This is a genomic window from Mesorhizobium sp. M4A.F.Ca.ET.050.02.1.1 (genome assembly GCF_003997725.1).
Lineage (GTDB): Bacteria > Pseudomonadota > Alphaproteobacteria > Rhizobiales > Rhizobiaceae > Mesorhizobium.
The window spans coordinates 22343-39049 of the sequence record NZ_RZSG01000005.1 but is presented as its reverse complement, the minus strand read 5'-3'; the positions used below and the strand labels follow the sequence as shown (position 1 = coordinate 39049).

Here is a 16707-nt window from a genome sequence, read left to right as displayed (position 1 = left end):
CGTCAGCCGTTCCTTGCCGCCGGCTTTGATATCGAGGACGGCGGCGCTCGACAGGTCGCCGGTCGAAGGCGGCGCCTCGTCATCAGCGTCACCGCTGATGGGGCGGATCTTGATCGGCGAAGTGCCGGCGAGAACGGGGACAACCAAGTTGGCAAGGTCGAGATAGGTGACGTCCGGATGGCTAGGGACGGCGCTGCTCAGTTCCGGGAAGCTTGCGGTCTGCGCGTCTGCCGTCGCCCAAATCCAGGGCAAGAGCAGGCAAGCGAGAATGAAGCGAAACAAAATGGAGATCATATGTGCGGGCGCCCCTCGAGAGAGCCTACGCTAGAGCAATTCGAGGAAAAGGGTGAAGCGGTTTTCCGTCCGGATTGCGTCGAAACAAAAGAGGGAGTGGTTCTGCGTTTCCATCACCGATCAACCACTCCAGCGCGGAGTCTTGAAACGCAAAGCCAGGCCCCAAGGCTGAAAACCGGCTCAGCCGATCGGCACCAGCCCGGCCAGCGCGCGCATGTCGTCGAACAGGATGCCGCCGGCCTCTTCCAGACCATGCGGGTCGGAATAGGGATCGGCGTGGTAGGAGAAGACGCGCATTCCGGCGGCGATGCCGGCCTCAGTGCCGGCGACGCTGTCCTCGATGACGATGCAGTCGGCCGGCGCGAAGCCCATCGTCTTTGCCGCGTGGAGGAACAGGTCCGGAAACGGCTTGCCGCGCCCGACCATGGTCGACGAAAACATGGCTTGCTCGAACAACGGCAGCAGCCCGGTCTGGCCGAGCGTGATGTGCATCTTCGACACCCGCGCCGATGAGGCGACGCAGTAGGCGATGCCGGCGTCGCGGACCTTCTCGATGAAGTCGCGCACATAAGGGATTGCCTCGACGCCATGCGCGAAGAGGTCCGGCAGGCCGGCGTTCCAGCGATCGACGAAGTCGGCGCCGAGCCTGATCTCGGTCGCCGCTTCGATCTCTTTCTGCACCGAGGCCATGCTGCGGCCGGAGAAATGCTTGCGGCAATATTCGAAGGTGGTAGCGAAGCCGGCGCCGCTCAGCCATTCGGCGAGGCGCCGGTTGGCAAGGTTCTCGGTGTCGACCAGGACCCCGTCGCAGTCGAAGATGACCAGCTTTGGTACAGACATCAGGCCGTGCCGGTCGACCCGAAGCCGCCCGCCCCGCGCGCCGTGCCGCCAGCGAGCGAGCGCTCCTCGATCGCCACTTGCGTCACCGCGGCAAAGACGATCTGGGCGATGCGCATGCCGCGCGTCACCGCGAAGTCCTCGTCGCCGAGATTGACCAGCAGCACCTTGACCTCGCCGCGATAATCGCTGTCGATGGTGCCGGGTGAATTGAGAACGGTAAGGCCGTGCTTGAAGGCAAGACCGGAGCGCGGCCGGACCTGGCCTTCCATGCCTTCCGGGATTTCCACGATCAGCCCGGTCGGCACCAGCGCGCGTTTCCCGGGCAGGATGAGCAGCGGCCGGTCATCCGGTACCGCGGCGCGCAAATCCATGCCGGCGGCGCCTGAGCTTTCATAGGCCGGCAGCGGCAGGCCTTCGCCATGCGGAAGCCTGACGAAACCGACGGAGGGGCCGATGACGGGGGAGGGATAGACAGCTGTGCGCATGAGCCCATTCCTATCGGCGCGAGTGCCGGAAAGGTCAACCCGGCCGCAACGCTATCAACGCCTTTCTTTCGAGGCGGTTCCTCCTCAGCGCAGTTCCACCGGCACGACCGTCGTTTCCTTGATCTCCTCCATGACGAAGGAGGCCGAGACATCCGACAGCGCCACCTTGGCGATCAGCCGCTGGTAGAGCCGGTCATAGGCCTTCACGTCGGCGACGCGGGCTCTCAGCACATAATCGAGATCGCCCGACATGCGGTAGACCCCGGTGATCTCGGCAAAGCCGGTCACCGCCGCGCGGAATTTCTGCAGCCAGTCCGGATCGTGGTTGGAGGTGCGGACCAGGATGAACACGGAGAGGCCGAGCCCGAGCTTGTCGGCATCGACCAGCGCCACCCGCCCGGTGATGACGCCGTCCTCCTCCAGCCGCTTGACCCGCCGCCAGCAGGCATTGCGCGACAGCGCCACCCGCTCCGACAGCTGATCGACCGACAACGTGCCGTCGCGCTGCAGCTCCGCCAGCAATCTTCGATCGATTTCATCGATTTCTATGGTCATCATGGGATGAATGTCCCAAATTATTGCTCATCGCAAGGACAATTTGGGATCGATGAACCTTTGACCCGTGGCACGATACCCAGCATCGGGGCTCATCCCGGCAGGAGGGATCACCATGACGACGTTTTCGAAGCTGTTCACCTCTCACCCGGCCAAGGTGGGCGAGACCTATTTCAGCCACATGGCCTTCGCCGCTTGGTTCTGCTCGCGCCTGTCGATGGCCGCGGCCGCAGCGCTCGTTCACGCTTTCTTGCCATTTCTGTTCGAGACTACCGCCAGCCGAATCGTCCGCGAGCTCTATGAGCGGACACACAACAGAGGCTCGCACGCGGTCAAGGAGCCCAAGGCTCTGATGGACCGCGCCTAGCAACGGTGGAATGCGATGTGCCGGTGGGCGGCCTATTTTGGTGAAGCGGTCTTCCTCGAAGACATCATCACCGCGCCCTGCCATTCGCTGATCGCGCAGAGCCACTGCGCCCAGGAAGCCAAGTCGCCGACCAATGGCGACGGCTTCGGCCTTGCCTGGTATGGCGGCCGGGCCGAGCCGGGCCTCTACCGCGACATCCTGCCGGCCTGGTCGGATCCCAATCTGAAGAGCCTGTGCCGGCAGATCAAATCCGGCCTGTTCCTGGCCCACGTCCGTGCCTCGACCGGCGGCGCCACCAGCCGCATGAACTGCCATCCGTTCATCTCTGGCCGCTGGTCGTTCATGCACAACGGGCAGATCGGCGGCTTCGAGAAGATCCGCCGCGCGCTGGAGAACTCGCTTTCCGATGCGGTCTTCGACCAGCGCGAGGGAACGACGGATTCGGAACTGTTCTTCCTGCTTATGATCGATGAGGGGCTGTCCGACGACCCGCAAGGGGCGGTGTCGCGCGCCACCAGCCGCGTCATCGAGGCTTCGCGCCGCGCCGGTCTCGAGCCTGCCCTGAAGCTCACCGCCGCCTTCTCCGATGGCCAGGCGCTCTATGCAGTGCGCTACGCCACCGATGATCATGCGCCGACGCTCTACACCTCCGCCTTCCGTAACGGGGCGGGTCGCTGCATTGTCTCCGAACCCTTCGACCGCGACGGCGGCGACTGGCAGGCGATCCCGCCGTCGAGCTTCGTCACCATGACCGGAGATGGCGCCGGCATTCGGCCTTTTGCCCCTGCAGCGAACAAGCTGGCGCTGGCCGGCTGAGCACGATCGCAATCCGTCGAGAGCGGTGATCCCAAGGTCCGGGTCAGAGGCGGCCGGCGGATTGCCGGCGTCTTTCCGACGGCTTCGGGCAAAGGATCAGCAAAACATAAGCGCGGCGTAAGGACGCCAAACCGGCCTCCTGTCATCCATGGCGCCTCACCGGCGGCGAATGGCTTTCATTCGCGGCCACGGTTGGATGCGCGAAAGAGGATGGCGCAACAATGTGCAGATGGGCTGCCTATCTCGGCGAAGCGATCTTCCTGGAAGAGATCGTCACCGCACCTTCACACTCGCTGATCGTTCAGAGCCGCGACGCGCGGGAGGCGAAATCGCCGACCAATGCCGACGGCTTCGGTCTGGCCTGGTATGGCGGCCGGCCCGAGCCTGGGCTCTATCGCGATATTCTGCCGGCCTGGTCAGACCCTAATCTGAAAAGCCTGTGCCAGCAGATCAGATCCGGCCTTTTCCTGGCCCATGTCCGCGCCTCGACCGGTGGCGGCACCAGCCGCGTGAACTGCCACCCGTTCATTTCCGGCCGCTGGTCGTTCATGCATAACGGCCAGATCCACGGCTTCGAAAGGATACGCCGCGGACTGGAGAACTCGCTTTCGGACGCCGTCTACGACCGGCGCTCGGGCAGCACCGATTCCGAGCTGTTCTTCCTGCTGATGATCGACGAGGGCCTGTCGCGCGACCCGCATGGCGCGGCAACGCGCGCCGCCAATCGCGTGCTCGACGCCTCGCGCCGCGCCGGTCTGGACCCGGCGCTGAAGCTCACCGCCGCCTTCTCGGACGGCAAGGCGCTCTACGCCGTGCGCTACGCCACCGACGATCATGCGCCGACGCTTTACACCTCGGCCTTTGGCAGGGGCCGCTGCATCGTCTCGGAGCCCTTCGACCGCGAAGGCGGCGAGTGGCAGACGATCCCGCCATCGAGCTTCGTCACCATTGCACGCGATGGCATGGTCGTTCGGCCCTTTACTCCGGCTCTGGCGGAGCTGGCGCTGGCCGGCTGAGCCATCCCGCCGCGAATGCCAGCGCAATCCCGATCAAGCGAGGCCGATCCTCGGATGCTGAACTCGGCTTGAAGCCGCGCCACAGTCCGCCATCTTGATCAGCAGGCGCGGCCAGCAAGTCGGAGCATTCGTCATGGACATCGCCTTCGCCTCGACCATCGAGCTCGCCACCGCGATCTCCGCGCGTAGAATCTCGGCCGCCGAGGCGTTGGATGCGCATCTTGCGCAGATCGACAGGGGCAACGGGGCGGTCAACGCCATCGTCACCCTCGACAGGGAAGGGGCTCGCGAGCGCGCCAGGCAGGCGGACGTTGCGCTGGCGCGCGGCGACGCGCTGGGTCCGCTGCACGGCGTGCCCTTCACGCTGAAGGACACGCACGACACGGCCGGCATGAAGACCACGGTCGGCTTCCCGCCGTTTGCCGACTATGTGGCGAAAAAGGACAGCCCGGTCGTGGCGCGGCTGAAGGCGGCTGGCGCAATACTGATCGGCAAGACCAATGTCGCGACCATGCTCAGCGACTGGCAATCGGACAATCCACTGTTCGGCCGCACAGGCAACCCCTGGAATCTGTCGCGCACCGCCGGCGGCTCCAGCGGCGGCGCGGCGGCGGCGGTTGCAGCGGGCATGACGCCGTTCGAGATCGGCACCGACATGCAGGATTCCATCCGGCTGCCTGCTGCCTTCTGCGGTGTCTACGGCCTGAAGCCGACCGAGCATCGTGTTTCGCTGGCCGGCGCTTTTCCCGATCCGGGCGGGACGGCGCGCAGCGTCCGGCTGATGTCGTGCCTCGGCCCGCTGGCGCGCAGCGCCGAGGACCTGGCACTGATCTACCGGATCATCGCCGGACCGGACGAAGGCGACACCGACCTTGCGCCGGTGCCGGTCGAGGCTACGGAGACGCCGGACGTCAGTTCGCTGCGCATCACCGTCGCCACGTCCTTCCCTGGCTTTCCGGTGGCTGGCGAGATCACCGCCGCCGTCGAAAAGCTTGGCGAGAAGCTCGGATCGGCAGGCGCCATGGTCGAGGAGGCAAAGTTGCCCAGACTCGATCTGCACGACGATCTGGCCGAGGGCGGCGCGCTGATCGGCATGATGCTGGAGGCCGCGCAGCCGGACCCGCCGGACCAACCGACGCCCGTCTCGCGCTGGTTCGCGGCGCTCGCCCGGCGCGACCGCTCGATTCTCGCCTGGGACAGGTTCTTCGAAAGCTGCGATGCGCTGCTCTGCCCGGTCGCCATGACCACTGCCTTCCCGCATTGCGCGCCGGGAACGGCGATCGAGGTCAACGGCAGAGAGGAAAGCTATTGGATGCTGCCGGCCTATGGCGCGGTGTTCAATTATTCCGGCCATCCGGCGCTGACGATACCCGGCGGGTACGGCAGCGAGGGCCTGCCCATCGGCCTGCAGTTGGTCGGCAGGCGCTGGTCCGAGACGCGGCTGCTCGGCCTCGCGTCAGCGATGGCGCCACTCGCTGGGGGCTTTCGCAGGCCGACCGGCTATTAAGAGAAGCGGCCAAGCCTGTAAGACTGAAGCAATGGATCGCGCTCGCCGTCCAGGATTTCGCGCGCGGCAAAGAGACCGACGGCCGGCGCCAGCGTGATGCCGGAATGCATGACGGCGACATAGAGCCCGTCCACCCCCTCGGCGCGGCCGATGATCGGGAAGCCGTCGACCGGGGTCGGCCGGTAGCCGACCGTGTGGAAATCGAGTTCCAGCCCCTCGGCGCCGCGCAGCATCGCCTTCGTCGCCTTGAACAGCTCGCGCGCCGTGTCCTCCGCATTCTCGCCCGGATCGGCGCCGCCGAAATCCGAGCCGGCGATGATCCGGCCCTCGGCCGTCTGGCGCATGTGCAGCCGCTCGGCCAGCACCAGCCCGTTGAGCAGCCTTTTGTAAGGGCGCGAATGGACGATCAGGCCGGGCGGTGTTTCGATCGGCAGCTTGACCCCGACTGTTTCGGCGATCCCCGGAGCTCCAGCGCCGGCCGCGATCACCACCTCGTCGGCGGTAAGCTGCTCGCCGGACATCTCCACGCCCGTGACCTTGCCATTGGATCGCGCCAGGGCGGTGACGGTTCCGGTTGCCAACTTCGCGCCGCGCCGCTCGGCATCGGCCAGCAGCGCCCTGGTGGCGGCAACCGGCTCGGCGACGCCTTCCTCCGCCACATAGAGCGCAAGCTCCGGAAGCTCGGTAAGATTGGGCTCGATGCGGGCCACCCGATCACGGCCGACGCGCTCGATGCCGTAGCCCCAGGAGGAATGCTCGGCCGCATAGGCCTCCAGCTCGTCCGCCGGCATGTCCCAGCACAGGCCGCCGCACCAGGCGAGCGGCAGGCCGGGCAGATCCTTCGCCAGCCTTGTCCATTCGGCCATGGCGCGCCGGCGCAGCCGGAAATAGGTCTCGGGGTTGCCCCAGCTGGCATTGATCCAGGCAAACGAATTGGGTGTCGCGACGCCACCCGCGCCGCTACCCGAAATCACCGTCACCCGCGCCCCGGCTCCCGTCAGATGCCAGGCGATCGAGGCACCGATGATGCCGGCGCCGATGACGATGACTTCTTTCACGCTGCTCATGCCGGGCTCCATTGGAGTTTCCCGTCATGCCATCGCACCGAGCCAACCTCAAGCGAGAGTCTATGCGCTACCCAAGCGCCTCCCTCTTGGCGCCGGCGAGCAGCCCTTTCAACTCGTCGTACCGCCGCATGAGGCGCGGCGAGTCGACTTTCTTCGCGACCGCGAGCACCGTGCCGAGCTCCAGCTCCGCGCCGGTGCGGTCCCCCAGCTGGATAAGCAGCGCCGCGAGCGAAAGCCTGGCGTCCGCGCAGTTGGTCGGCGAGCCGATCTCGGCCCAGCGCGAGCATGCGGTCTGCAGCTCCCACGCCGCTTCCACAAGGCGATCTTCCCGCATGAACAGTTCCGCCTTGGCCTCGGCAGTCAGCGCCCGGATCGAGGCCATCGGCCAACGTTGCGGCTCGCTTTCCAGTTCGGCGATCACCTGCTTCGCGCGCTCCAGCCGATCGGTCCGCGCCGCCACCTTGGCGAGCGTGGCAAGGACCATGCCGCGCCGCTGCAGGGTTGGCCAGCGGTTCCCAACCAGGGACCGCTCGAGCGCGCTGAAAGCGGCCTCCGCCTGTCCCTGCTCGAGCTGCAGCAGCGCAAGGCCGGGCTGCGGGTCCCAGCCCGCGGCGTGGGACGCGCGATAGGCTGTTTCTGCCTCGGCGAAATCGCCGGCGGCAAGATGAATGTCACCCAGGACGCGCAGCGCATCGCCAGTGGCCCAAGGCGCGTCGAGCGCAAGCTGGTCGAGCGCGGCACGCACCAGCGTCTCCGCCTCTTTCAGCGTGCCATGGACGCCGAGCACCTCGGCCCGATGCAGCCGGCACGAGCCTGTGAGTTCCTCCAGCCCGTGTCCTCTGCACCAACCCTCGTAGCTGAGGGTCCATTGGTTGGCTCTCGCCCAGTCGCCGAAATTTCGGCAGGCCCAGAGAATGTTGCAGTAGAGGATACCGCCGACGATTGGGTCGACATCGCTGGAGAGACCAAGCGCTGCGGCAAAATCCTGGTCTTCCTGCCCGGACCTTGTTTCCCCAAGGCAAAGCTTGAAGAAGCCGCGATAGATGAGACCGAGCGACTCGACGACCGGATCCTCGAGCTGCTTGCCGACCTCGAAAGCCTGCTCGGCGAGCGCAAGCGCGTGCTCCGGCTCGGCTTCCGCGCCCTTGATGCGCGCGCCCATCCAGCACCAGAGGCCATGCTCCCTGCTCTCGGTGGCGCCATCGATCAACTGCGCGGCTCGCTTATGCCAGCCGTTGGCGGCGGCAAGCTCTCCTCTTTCCAGATGGATCATGGCAAGGGTGATTGCCGGAGAAGCCGCGCGCAGGCGTTCGCCGGCGACGCCGTACTCCGTCACCGCGCGCGCCAGGAGCGGAATGGCTTCCGCCGGCCGTCCCATGCACTCCAGTGCCAAGGCCCATTCTTCGAGATCGGCCGTCAACAACTCGTCGGTGGCGTCTGCTTCGGCGAAGGAGGCCGCGGCCTCACGCCATTTTCTGGCCGCAACGGCCGCGCGTGCCAAAAGGATTGGCGAGCCGGGGCTCGAAGGCTTGCTCACCTGGCCGGCCGGAACGATCTTGTTTTCCGGAGCGGCAGGTGAATCCAGGTAGATCCGGTAGCCAAACCGGGGCAGGTTGCGCAGCGCCGTTTCAATTCCGCCCTGGCGAAGGATACTGCGAGCGAGACTCGCCACGCGCTGCAGCGAGGCCTCCGTCACCGTGACGCCCGGCCACAGCGTTTCGAGCAGTTCGTCCTTACTCAGCGCCCGCTCCTGATTTCGCAGCAGCATGGCGAGGAAGTCGAAGACCAGCGGCTGCGCCTCGACCTCCCTGCCGGCGAGGCGAAGGGCGCGGGATTCCTCGTTCAGCTCGAAGTCGCCGAAGCAATAGACCCCCATCGGCAGCATTCCCTCCAACGACAATGGGCAAAGGATCAGGAGAAGATAAGCGCGGCGTAAGGACTGTCGGCCGCCCCTCCTGTCATTCTTCCCGTGCCTGGCGAGCCAAGCGGCACTTTAGCCCAGCAAGCCCGGGCATGTCACCGGCAGCGACCTGGTCGGTCGCCCGCCGGCATTTGAACCCAAGATGAGGAGATTACGGAAATGCAGAAGTACATCATCGAACGGGACATTCCCAAGGTCGGCACCTTCGAGCGCGAGCAGCTTCGCGACGCGTCCAAGGCGTCGAACGCCGTGCTCGCCGAACTTGGTCCGGAGATCCAGTGGGTGGAGTCGTTCGTCACCGACGACAAGACCTTCTGCGTCTATCTCGCCAAGGACAAGGCGATCATCCAGCGCCACGCCAAGATGAGCGGCTTCCCGGCGACGAAGATCACGCAGGTGAAGCGCCTGTTCGATCCGACGACGGCGCACGCCAGCGCCTGACGGGGAGGAACGGGTGGTGAAACTCTTCGCAAACCTCGTCCTCGGCCCGGCGCTGTCCGGCGCCATCTGGGCATCCGCGTTCGCCTGCGGCACCGCGGATGCGCATGATACGCCGGATCCGGTGCTGAACCGGTCTCGGGAAATGGCGGCCAGGTACGTCAATATCGAGGTCGCCAAGGCCGAAGGCTACCAGCAACTCTTCGAATGCACGACGCATGACGAGCACGGCACGATGGGGGTCCACTTCATCCATCCGGTCCGTGCCGGCGATGGCAAGCTCGTGCTCAGCGAGCCGGACGTGCTGACCTACGAGCCGGAGCCGGACGGCTCCATGCAGCTCGTCGGCATGGAGTACATCGTCTTCGAGAAGGACTGGAAGGGCAAGGGCGTTCCCGAGTTCCTCGGCCGCACCCTGCAGCGCAAGACGACCGTGGGCGTCCATCCGGTGGAGCCCTACTACGAGCTGCATGTCTGGCACTGGCGGCACAATCCGGCCGGCATGTTCGCCGACTGGAACCCCTATGTGAGCTGCGCCAACGATCAGTCCTGACGCAGCCAAGACCCGGCACCGCATCGGGAGGGTCATTGCATGGCCCTCCCGATCTGCCATCGTTCAAACAGAAGGAAACACGACAATGTCATCCCTTGAAGAACTGGAATTCACCGTCGATCGGCCCTTCGGCTGGCGCTTCTTCGTGACGGCCATCGATCGTTTCGGCGTCGGAGCCTTCGCCCGCATCATCCGCATTCGCAGGGACCGGGCGCGGCTTCACGAATTTCCGGACCCCTGCTGCGCGACATCGGCATTGATCGCTCCGAGATCGCGTTGGTCACCCGCTACGGCAGCAAGGATGGTCGCGGCTGGCTGTGGAACTGATCTGCGCGGCCGATTTCCGGTCGCCTCGGACCGATCGGCCCGAAACTGTCGACAGGCCGGAAAAGCGCTGCTAGAAGCCCGCGCCACAGACAGGATTCCACGACTTGGCAGAAGACATCGAAAACGCGGTATCGCGCCGTCGCACCTTCGCGATCATCGCCCACCCCGACGCCGGCAAGACCACGCTCACCGAAAAGCTGCTCTTGTTCGGCGGCGCCATCCAGCTTGCCGGCGAGGTCAAGGCCAAGAAGGACCGCATCCAGACCCGGTCCGACTGGATGAAGATCGAGCGCGAGCGCGGCATTTCGGTCGTCACCTCGGTGATGACTTTCGAGTATGACGACAATGTCTTCAACCTGCTCGACACGCCCGGTCACGAGGATTTCGCCGACGACACCTACCGCACGCTGTCGGCGGTCGATTCCGCCGTCATGGTCATCGACGCCGCCAAGGGCATCGAGCCGCGCACGCTGAAGCTGTTCGAGGTTTGCCGCCTGCGCGATATCCCGATCATCACCTTCGTCAACAAGATGGACCGCGAGAGCCGCGATCCGTTCGAGATCCTCGACGAGATCGAGCAGAAGCTGGCGCTGGACACCGCCCCGGTCACCTGGCCGATCGGCCGCGGCAAGACCTTTTCGGGCACCTATCACCTGGCGCTGAACGCAGTGCGTAAGAGCGACGACGAGAAGGAGCGCACGCCGGTCAACGGCCCCGATTCCAACCGCGTCGCCGGTCTCCTGCCGGAGAACGAGCGCAACGACTTCATCGAGGAATTGGAGCTGGCGCGCGAGGCCTGCCGCCCGCTCGATATCGACGCCTTCCGCGAGGGCCATCTAACCCCGGTCTATTTCGGCTCGGCACTGCGCAATTTCGGCGTGCGCGACCTGATCGAGGCGCTCGGCGCCTTCGGGCCGCCGCCGCGCGCGCAGGAGGCCGACAGCCGCAAGGTCGAAGCGACCGAGGAGAAGATGACCTCCTTCGTCTTCAAGATCCAGGCCAACATGGATCCCAACCACCGCGACCGCATCGCCTTCGTGCGCGTCTGCTCCGGAAAGCTGGAGCGCGGCATGAAGGCCAAGCTGGTGCGCACCGGCAAGCCGATGAGCCTGTCGGCGCCGCAGTTCTTCTTCGCCCGCACCCGCGTTACCGCCGACGAGGCCTTCGCCGGCGACGTCGTCGGCATCCCCAACCACGGCACGCTGCGCATCGGCGACACACTCACCGAAGGCGAAGAAATCCTGTTCCGCGGCGTGCCCAATTTCGCGCCGGAAATCCTGCGCCGGGTGCGCCTCGGTGATGCCATGAAGGCCAAGAAGCTGAAGGAGGCGCTGCACCAGATGGCCGAGGAGGGCGTCGTGCAGCTGTTCTCGCCCGAGGACGGCTCGCCGGCCATCGTCGGTGTCGTCGGCGCCCTGCAACTCGACGTGCTGAAGGAGCGGCTGAACATCGAGTACACATTGCCGGTCGATTTCGAGATGTCGCGCTTTTCGGTCTGCCGCTGGATCTCGGCCGACGACAGGGCCGAGGTGCAGCGCTTCGTCGAAGCGCATCGCGGCGACATCGCCCGCGATCTCGACAATGATCCGGTCTTCCTCGCCCAGCACACCTTCTCGCTCAACTACGAGGCCGAGCGCTGGAAGGCGATCCGCTTCGCCGCGGTGAAGGACTATCAGGTCCGCGACAAGGCGGCGTGACGGCGGGTCCCTTGGCGCGCCGACACGATGCCAGGCCGGTCACGGTCCCCATATGCGCAAAAACAAATACTTGGAGCAGGTCGACGATTCTGTCGGATGTTCTGGGATTTCCATTGTCATCTGATCGGTCCATAACAACCGCGGTGCATCGCCGAAGCGCGATGCTGTTGTGATGCGAAGGGGAGGTTTCGTGTTTTCGACAACCGGGAGTTCAAACCAGGGGCCCGAAGCAGCAGCCCCGGAAATCCAGCTCCCTCCGCCGCGGTTGCGTTACAAGGTCACGGGCACCGACGCCAGCGACTGGTTCGTGGAGTCGGGGGCAAAGTCCTTGCGCGATCTGGAGCGGGCCTTGGCGTCCATCCGAAAGTCGTACGGGGATTTCAACGATATCCTCGAGTGGGGTTGCGGCTGCGGCCGCATCTTGCGGCATCTGCCCGTGCCCGCCTTGCCTCGCAAGCTGTACGGAAACGAGATCGACGCGGAAGCGATCGAATGGGTTTCGGCGCATATGCCGTGGATTGAGACGAGCCTTACGCAAGGCCTGCCTCCGCTTCCATACGGCGATGGCTCATTCGACCTGATCTTCAACCACAGTGTGATGTCGCATCTTGATGCGGACTACCAGGATGCCTGGCTTGCGGAGTTGGCGCGCGTCCTTCGCCCGGGTGGTGTTGTCACGCTCACGGTTCACGGACAGCATGCATTCGATCAGTTTTTCGGAGGGATTCCGCCGGAGTCGCCGCTTCGCGAGCAGGTTGCCGACATCTTCTATACACGAGGGCTTTTCTTTACCAAGGATGACCAGTGGGGCGCTGACTTCCCCGACTTCTACCGCTCCGCCTTCCACAGCGTGCGGTATGTATTCGATCATTGGTCGAAATTTCTGCGTGTCTGCCAGTATATCCCGCGTGGTGCGCTCGATTATCAGGACATGGTGGTTCTAGAAAAGCTGTAGTGATCGATCTCTTTCGGCAACAGCAACAACCGGCAAGCGCAGGCAGGCCGACGCAAACTCAGGAGAGTCCGATAGTATGAGCAGGCGGGAAGACGCCACCCTATCGGCGGGCTACGACAGTTGGCGGCAATCCAGGCTGGCCGAAAGGACGGCGTTGGCCGGCCAGCAGCGCACGTGGAATCACTTGATTACCGTGTTGATCCATGACGCGGCTTCGGCGAGCCGCGAGACCCTGTCGCATACGCTCTCTTCGCTGCTTGGTCAGACCTATCGCAATATCGAGATCGTGGTTGCCGGTGTCCACGAGATCGACTTGCCGGATGTGGACGACTTTACAAGCCTGCGTGGCCTGTTCGCGGAGCCGACGCTCGATGCGCTGAACCTGTTGTCGGATCCGGCGCACGATCATCTGTGGCGCGGCAGTCATTTGGTTTTCGCGGCCGCTGGCACGACGTTCGATACGGATGCCTTCGCTCTCCTGAATCGCATGCTTTCACCGTTGCGCGGGACACCGATGCCGGACCTGATCGTCTGCGATCACGATCGCCGCGATGCCGGGGCGGTCCCGCAGCCTTGTTTTCTGCCAGGCTGGGACCCTGATCTGATTGTTTCAATGGATTATGTCGGCACGGCCTTCATGGCTTCGCGAAAACTCATCTTCTCCCGGCGCTCGGCCGAGCGCCCGAATTCCCTGCACGGTTGGCTCCGTACCCTGGCGAGTGGGCCTCTCGCGGTCGGTCATCTCACCGAGACCGTCATGCATCTTCCCACTGCTTTGCCGCGTCCTTCGGCGGAACCAGCGGATATGCGTCTCCCTCGGCCTCGGTCCGTGGCGATCGTTATTCCCAACCGTGACCAGCCCAAACTGCTGAAGCGTTGCGTGGGGTTTGTGAAAGCCTTGGAGAACCTTTCGCCCGAGCTCGTCATTGTGGATCACGCAAGCACCGACCCGGCTACGCTGGCACTCTACGCGGAACTCCAGGAGAAGCACGGCGCCCGTATCGTCAGGGTCCATGGCCGCTTTAATTTCTCTCGCATGGTCAATATGGGCGTGGCGGCCGCGACCGCGGACGTTGTGGTCCTGTTGAACAATGATGTCGAGATCACACACCCTCGTCAGTTGGAATTGATGGTTGCGCACGCCATGCGCCCCGAAGTCGGTGTCGTCGGAGCCCGCCTGTTGTACCCGGATGGCTCGGTGCAGCATGCGGGCATTGTTCTGCAACCCGGCTCGCACAGCGAGCATCCCGTGCTGGCGCAGCATGTGTTGCGAGGCGCGCCGGGAAATGCGGACGGCTATCTGCATGCCATGCGCACCGTGCGTAATTATCAGGCCGTGACGGGCGCCATCGTCGCCTCGCGGCGAACCGTTTTCCATGAGATCGGCGGGTTTGATGAGGTCTGCCTGCCTGTTGAATACAACGATGTCGACTATTGTCTGCGTGCGCGGCTGAAGGGCTTCAGGGTCATTGCGCTACCGACAGATGGGATCATCCACCGCGAATCCGCGACGCGAGGTTCCGAAGCCACGCCTGAGGTGCTGAGGATGCGTATCGCGAGCATGCGCCTGATAGCGGAGCGTTGGCGCGAGGCCGTGGATCAGGATCCCTTTTGCAATCCGCATGTAGATATGGGCGATCGGCCGCAAGCCGGATTTCCGTGGACTGACAGGGTGGGCAATCCGTGACGATCAAGGATTTTGCGCGAAGGGTCGTTCGCTACGTTCGGCGTGCCGTCCTGTCGCGGCGGCAGCAGATGCAGGGGGTGCTGGGCATCGAATGGGAGCATCGGCATCTTCAGGCATTGGCCGAGCTGGCCGGCGTCTTCGACCCGGAGTGGTATTTGACTGCCCACAAGGATGTCGCCATGAGCGGCATCGATCCGTTCGCGCACTATATGAACCATGGCTGGCGCGAACGGCGGAAGCCGGCGAACGGGATCGATATCGAAACCTATGCCGCTCTGGCTCCTGGGTTCCGGCCGGGCCACGACAATCCGATCGCGCACCTTTTGCGCAACGGCTTCGAGGACCCCCATCTCAAGGCGGTGCGGACGAAGCTCACCGAGCATAGGGTCATCCCCTTCCCGCGAAATCTAGAGGACGGCCTGTGCGTCAGCGGATATCTGTGCTCCGAGATTGGACTGGGCCAGGCGGCACGTAACATTGTCTATGCCTGCGACGCGGCGCGTCTACCCGTTTCGTCTCGCGCCCTTGCTTTGCCAGGGCGCGAGAACGACGCCGAATTCGCAACCAAGTCCAACCCCGTGGTCGACCGCAAGGCTCAGCTCGTCGTTACCGGTCTCGCGGCCACCGAGCATTATCGCCAGGACATCGCGCCCGGCCGGTTGAACATCCTGTTTCCGTTTTGGGAGCTCGGAAGGATCCCGCGGGAGTGGCATGCCGCGATCCGTGATTTCGACGAGGTGTGGGCGCCTTCGCGCTTCGTGGCGTCCGCCTTCGATGAACTCTCAGGCATAATCCTGAAGCACGTGCCGCAGCCCGTGCGGCTCCCGTTGCATGTGCCGGCACCCCGCTCCGACCGCGCAACGCTGCGCTTCTTCACCTATCTGGACTTTGACTCCTACGTCGCGCGCAAGAACCCTCAAGCCGCGGTTAACGCCTTCCGCGCCGCCTTCCCATCGGCGAAGCGTGATGTCGAGCTCATCATCAAAACGCGCGGCGAGCGCGATGAAGGGCTGCGGCAGTGGCTTGGCGACATGGCCGCGCAAGACGACCGGATCCAGATTGTGGACCACACGCTTGATCGCATGGGCGTGGATTCGCTGATGAGGGGATGCGACGCGTTCATCTCGCTCCATCGCTCCGAAGGCTTCGGCTTTGGCGCCGCCGAGGCGCTCGCGGCCGGAAAGGCTGTGGTGGCCACCGACTATGGCGGCACGACCGACTTCATCAATGAACTGACCGGATATCCCGTCGCCTATGCCTTGGAGCCGGTTCGCCACGGCGAATATGTGCAGACCAAAGGTCAGGTCTGGGCGACGGCGAACGCCGACGCCGCAGTCGAGGCCTTGCGCATGGTCTACGCTTCGCCCGGGGATGCCGAGGCGCGTGCGCGGCGCGGCTTCGCGTTCCTGAAGGAGCAGCAATCGCTCGTCGTGGTGGGCCGGCGTATTGCGCAAATCCTTTGGGAGCATGGTCTGATCCAGCAACCGACCGGGCCCGACACAACAGTGCCGGCCGGCCGTTCTTCGTAGCGGCTGGGGCAATTCCAGAAAAATCGTGAAACGGTTGGGCTCGCCGACTTCGCCGTAGCCTTCCGCCCGCAATTGCGTCAACAAAGCATGGTTCTCCGTTCCGTGAAACGGTGAACCACTCTCGAGCTGGAGCGATCGGCCTCGCGCGGTTCAGCCCCTGGCTGCCGCTTCGATCTTGGCGATGTCGATCTTGCCCATCTGCATCATCGCCGACATTACACGGCCGGCCTTGGCCCTGTCCGGATCCTGAAGCAGCCGCGGCAACTGCTCCGGCACGACCTGCCAGGACACTCCGAACTTGTCTTTTAGCCAGCTGCATTGGCCGGGCTCGCCGCCCTCGGTGAGTCTCTCCCAGAAATAGTCGACCTCTTCCTGCGTCTTGCAGTCGATCGACTGCGACATCGCCTCGTTGAACTTGAAGTAGGGGCCGCCATTGAGCGCCTGGAACGGCACGCCGTCGAGCTCGAACGTGGTCAACAGCACTTTGCCCTCATCTGCGTGCCCCTCGGGCCAACGCATAACGCTCAGCACCTTTGAATTCTTGAAGATGGAGACGTAGTGGTTCATCGCCTCTTCGGCCTGGCCGTCGAACCACAGGCAGGTGGTGATCTTTTGCATGTCTTGCTCCTCTGGGCTGGTTTTCTGAAGGCTGC

General features: G+C 64.5%; 17 protein-coding genes and 1 pseudogene. 10 read left to right on the top strand and 8 right to left on the bottom strand.

What is annotated here, in order from left to right; genetic code table 11:
- The 4 genes and pseudogenes from EOA33_RS01115 to EOA33_RS01100 form a co-directional block, all read right to left on the bottom strand.
- Positions 1-294 (bottom strand): annotated as a pseudogene (locus tag EOA33_RS01115) (hypothetical protein); the annotation flags it as partial.
- A gap of 180 nt (positions 295-474) precedes the next feature.
- Entirely contained in the window at positions 475-1134 is a 660-nt protein-coding gene (locus EOA33_RS01110) for an HAD family phosphatase (protein WP_190234176.1), read from the bottom strand.
- On the bottom strand, positions 1134-1619 hold the full coding sequence (gene dut, locus EOA33_RS01105; protein WP_127404763.1) for a dUTP diphosphatase: 486 nt from the start codon (positions 1617-1619) through the stop codon (positions 1134-1136). Before dut ends, EOA33_RS01110 begins: the two co-directional genes overlap by 1 nt.
- An 84-nt stretch (positions 1620-1703) precedes the next feature.
- A complete protein-coding gene (locus EOA33_RS01100) occupies positions 1704-2174 on the bottom strand; it encodes an Lrp/AsnC family transcriptional regulator (RefSeq protein ID WP_127404765.1) in 471 nt (156 codons plus the stop codon).
- 115 nt (positions 2175-2289) lie between these two features.
- On the opposite strand from EOA33_RS01100, the gene EOA33_RS01095 reads away from it, so the two are divergent.
- The 4 genes from EOA33_RS01095 to EOA33_RS01080 all read left to right on the top strand — a co-directional run bounded on the left by EOA33_RS01095 (position 2290) and on the right by EOA33_RS01080 (position 5880).
- On the top strand, positions 2290-2541 hold the full coding sequence (locus EOA33_RS01095) for a DUF6356 family protein (protein ID WP_127404762.1): 252 nt from the start codon (positions 2290-2292) through the stop codon (positions 2539-2541).
- A 15-nt stretch (positions 2542-2556) separates the two neighbouring features.
- Positions 2557-3357 (top strand): class II glutamine amidotransferase, encoded by an 801-nt coding sequence (locus EOA33_RS01090; RefSeq protein ID WP_127404761.1) that lies wholly within the window; start codon positions 2557-2559, stop codon positions 3355-3357.
- 221 nt (positions 3358-3578) lie between these two features.
- On the top strand, positions 3579-4373 hold the full coding sequence (locus EOA33_RS01085) for a class II glutamine amidotransferase (RefSeq protein ID WP_127404760.1): 795 nt from the start codon (positions 3579-3581) through the stop codon (positions 4371-4373).
- 133 nt (positions 4374-4506) lie between these two features.
- The gene (locus EOA33_RS01080) at positions 4507-5880 is read left to right on the top strand and encodes an amidase (protein WP_127404759.1); all 1374 of its coding nucleotides are present in this window, start codon (positions 4507-4509) and stop codon (positions 5878-5880) included.
- Here the strand turns inward: EOA33_RS01080 and EOA33_RS01075 are convergent.
- Entirely contained in the window at positions 5877-6947 is a 1071-nt protein-coding gene (locus tag EOA33_RS01075; RefSeq protein WP_127404758.1) for an FAD-binding oxidoreductase, read from the bottom strand. The two genes, EOA33_RS01080 and EOA33_RS01075, sit on opposite strands and share 4 nt — an antisense overlap.
- Positions 6948-7014: 67 nt before the next feature.
- Positions 7015-8832: a winged helix-turn-helix domain-containing protein gene (locus tag EOA33_RS01070; protein WP_127404757.1), complete on the bottom strand. Its 1818-nt coding sequence runs from the start codon at positions 8830-8832 to the stop codon at positions 7015-7017.
- Between the two features lie 195 nt (positions 8833-9027).
- On the opposite strand from EOA33_RS01070, the gene EOA33_RS01065 reads away from it, so the two are divergent.
- Together EOA33_RS01065 and EOA33_RS01060 are read left to right on the top strand one after the other, a co-directional pair.
- The gene (locus tag EOA33_RS01065) at positions 9028-9309 is read left to right on the top strand and encodes a DUF4242 domain-containing protein (protein WP_127404756.1); all 282 of its coding nucleotides are present in this window, start codon (positions 9028-9030) and stop codon (positions 9307-9309) included.
- Positions 9310-9325: 16 nt separating this feature from the next.
- A complete protein-coding gene (locus EOA33_RS01060; RefSeq protein ID WP_127404755.1) occupies positions 9326-9859 on the top strand; it encodes a hypothetical protein in 534 nt (177 codons plus the stop codon).
- An 88-nt stretch (positions 9860-9947) separates the two neighbouring features.
- Here EOA33_RS01060 and EOA33_RS41280 read toward each other — a convergent pair whose 3' ends face one another.
- Positions 9948-10082 carry a hypothetical protein gene (locus EOA33_RS41280; protein ID WP_281033498.1) on the bottom strand — a complete coding sequence of 45 codons (135 nt, stop codon included), beginning with the start codon at positions 10080-10082 and terminating at the stop codon, positions 9948-9950.
- A 208-nt stretch (positions 10083-10290) separates the two neighbouring features.
- Here EOA33_RS41280 and EOA33_RS01055 point away from each other — a divergent pair, with 208 nt between their 5' ends.
- The 4 genes from EOA33_RS01055 (at position 10291) to EOA33_RS01040 (ending at position 16054) form a co-directional block, all read left to right on the top strand.
- Positions 10291-11883, top strand: coding sequence for a peptide chain release factor 3 (locus EOA33_RS01055; protein ID WP_126056785.1), 1593 nt, complete (start codon positions 10291-10293; stop codon positions 11881-11883).
- Between the two features lie 190 nt (positions 11884-12073).
- Positions 12074-12838 (top strand): class I SAM-dependent methyltransferase, encoded by a 765-nt coding sequence (locus tag EOA33_RS01050; protein ID WP_190234175.1) that lies wholly within the window; start codon positions 12074-12076, stop codon positions 12836-12838.
- 76 nt (positions 12839-12914) lie between these two features.
- Positions 12915-14525: a glycosyltransferase gene (locus EOA33_RS01045; RefSeq protein ID WP_127404753.1), complete on the top strand. Its 1611-nt coding sequence runs from the start codon at positions 12915-12917 to the stop codon at positions 14523-14525.
- The gene (locus tag EOA33_RS01040; protein ID WP_127404752.1) at positions 14522-16054 is read left to right on the top strand and encodes a glycosyltransferase; all 1533 of its coding nucleotides are present in this window, start codon (positions 14522-14524) and stop codon (positions 16052-16054) included. Before EOA33_RS01045 ends, EOA33_RS01040 begins: the two co-directional genes overlap by 4 nt.
- Before the next feature lie 150 nt (positions 16055-16204).
- Here the strand turns inward: EOA33_RS01040 and EOA33_RS01035 are convergent, their stop codons facing one another.
- Positions 16205-16672, bottom strand: coding sequence for a VOC family protein (locus EOA33_RS01035; protein WP_127404751.1), 468 nt, complete (start codon positions 16670-16672; stop codon positions 16205-16207).
- Positions 16673-16707 lie beyond the last annotated feature (35 nt).

Bases quoted from the DNA above. Each gene is read 5' to 3' on its own strand.
- dut (WP_127404763.1), bottom strand. From the start codon at position 1,619: ATGCGCACAGCTGTCTATCCCTCCCCCGTCATCGGCCCCTCCGTCGGT.
- EOA33_RS01100 (WP_127404765.1), bottom strand. From the start codon at position 2,174: ATGACCATAGAAATCGATGAAATCGATCGAAGATTGCTGGCGGAGCTG.
- EOA33_RS01110 (WP_190234176.1), bottom strand. From the start codon at position 1,134: ATGTCTGTACCAAAGCTGGTCATCTTCGACTGCGACGGGGTCCTGGTC.
- EOA33_RS01075 (WP_127404758.1), bottom strand. From the start codon at position 6,947: ATGAGCAGCGTGAAAGAAGTCATCGTCATCGGCGCCGGCATCATCGGT.
- EOA33_RS01080 (WP_127404759.1), top strand. From the start codon at position 4,507: ATGGACATCGCCTTCGCCTCGACCATCGAGCTCGCCACCGCGATCTCC.
- EOA33_RS01085 (WP_127404760.1), top strand. From the start codon at position 3,579: ATGTGCAGATGGGCTGCCTATCTCGGCGAAGCGATCTTCCTGGAAGAG.
- EOA33_RS01045 (WP_127404753.1), top strand. From the start codon at position 12,915: ATGAGCAGGCGGGAAGACGCCACCCTATCGGCGGGCTACGACAGTTGG.
- EOA33_RS01095 (WP_127404762.1), top strand. From the start codon at position 2,290: ATGACGACGTTTTCGAAGCTGTTCACCTCTCACCCGGCCAAGGTGGGC.
- EOA33_RS01065 (WP_127404756.1), top strand. From the start codon at position 9,028: ATGCAGAAGTACATCATCGAACGGGACATTCCCAAGGTCGGCACCTTC.
- EOA33_RS01035 (WP_127404751.1), bottom strand. From the start codon at position 16,672: ATGCAAAAGATCACCACCTGCCTGTGGTTCGACGGCCAGGCCGAAGAG.
- EOA33_RS01090 (WP_127404761.1), top strand. From the start codon at position 2,557: ATGTGCCGGTGGGCGGCCTATTTTGGTGAAGCGGTCTTCCTCGAAGAC.
- EOA33_RS01070 (WP_127404757.1), bottom strand. From the start codon at position 8,832: ATGCTGCCGATGGGGGTCTATTGCTTCGGCGACTTCGAGCTGAACGAG.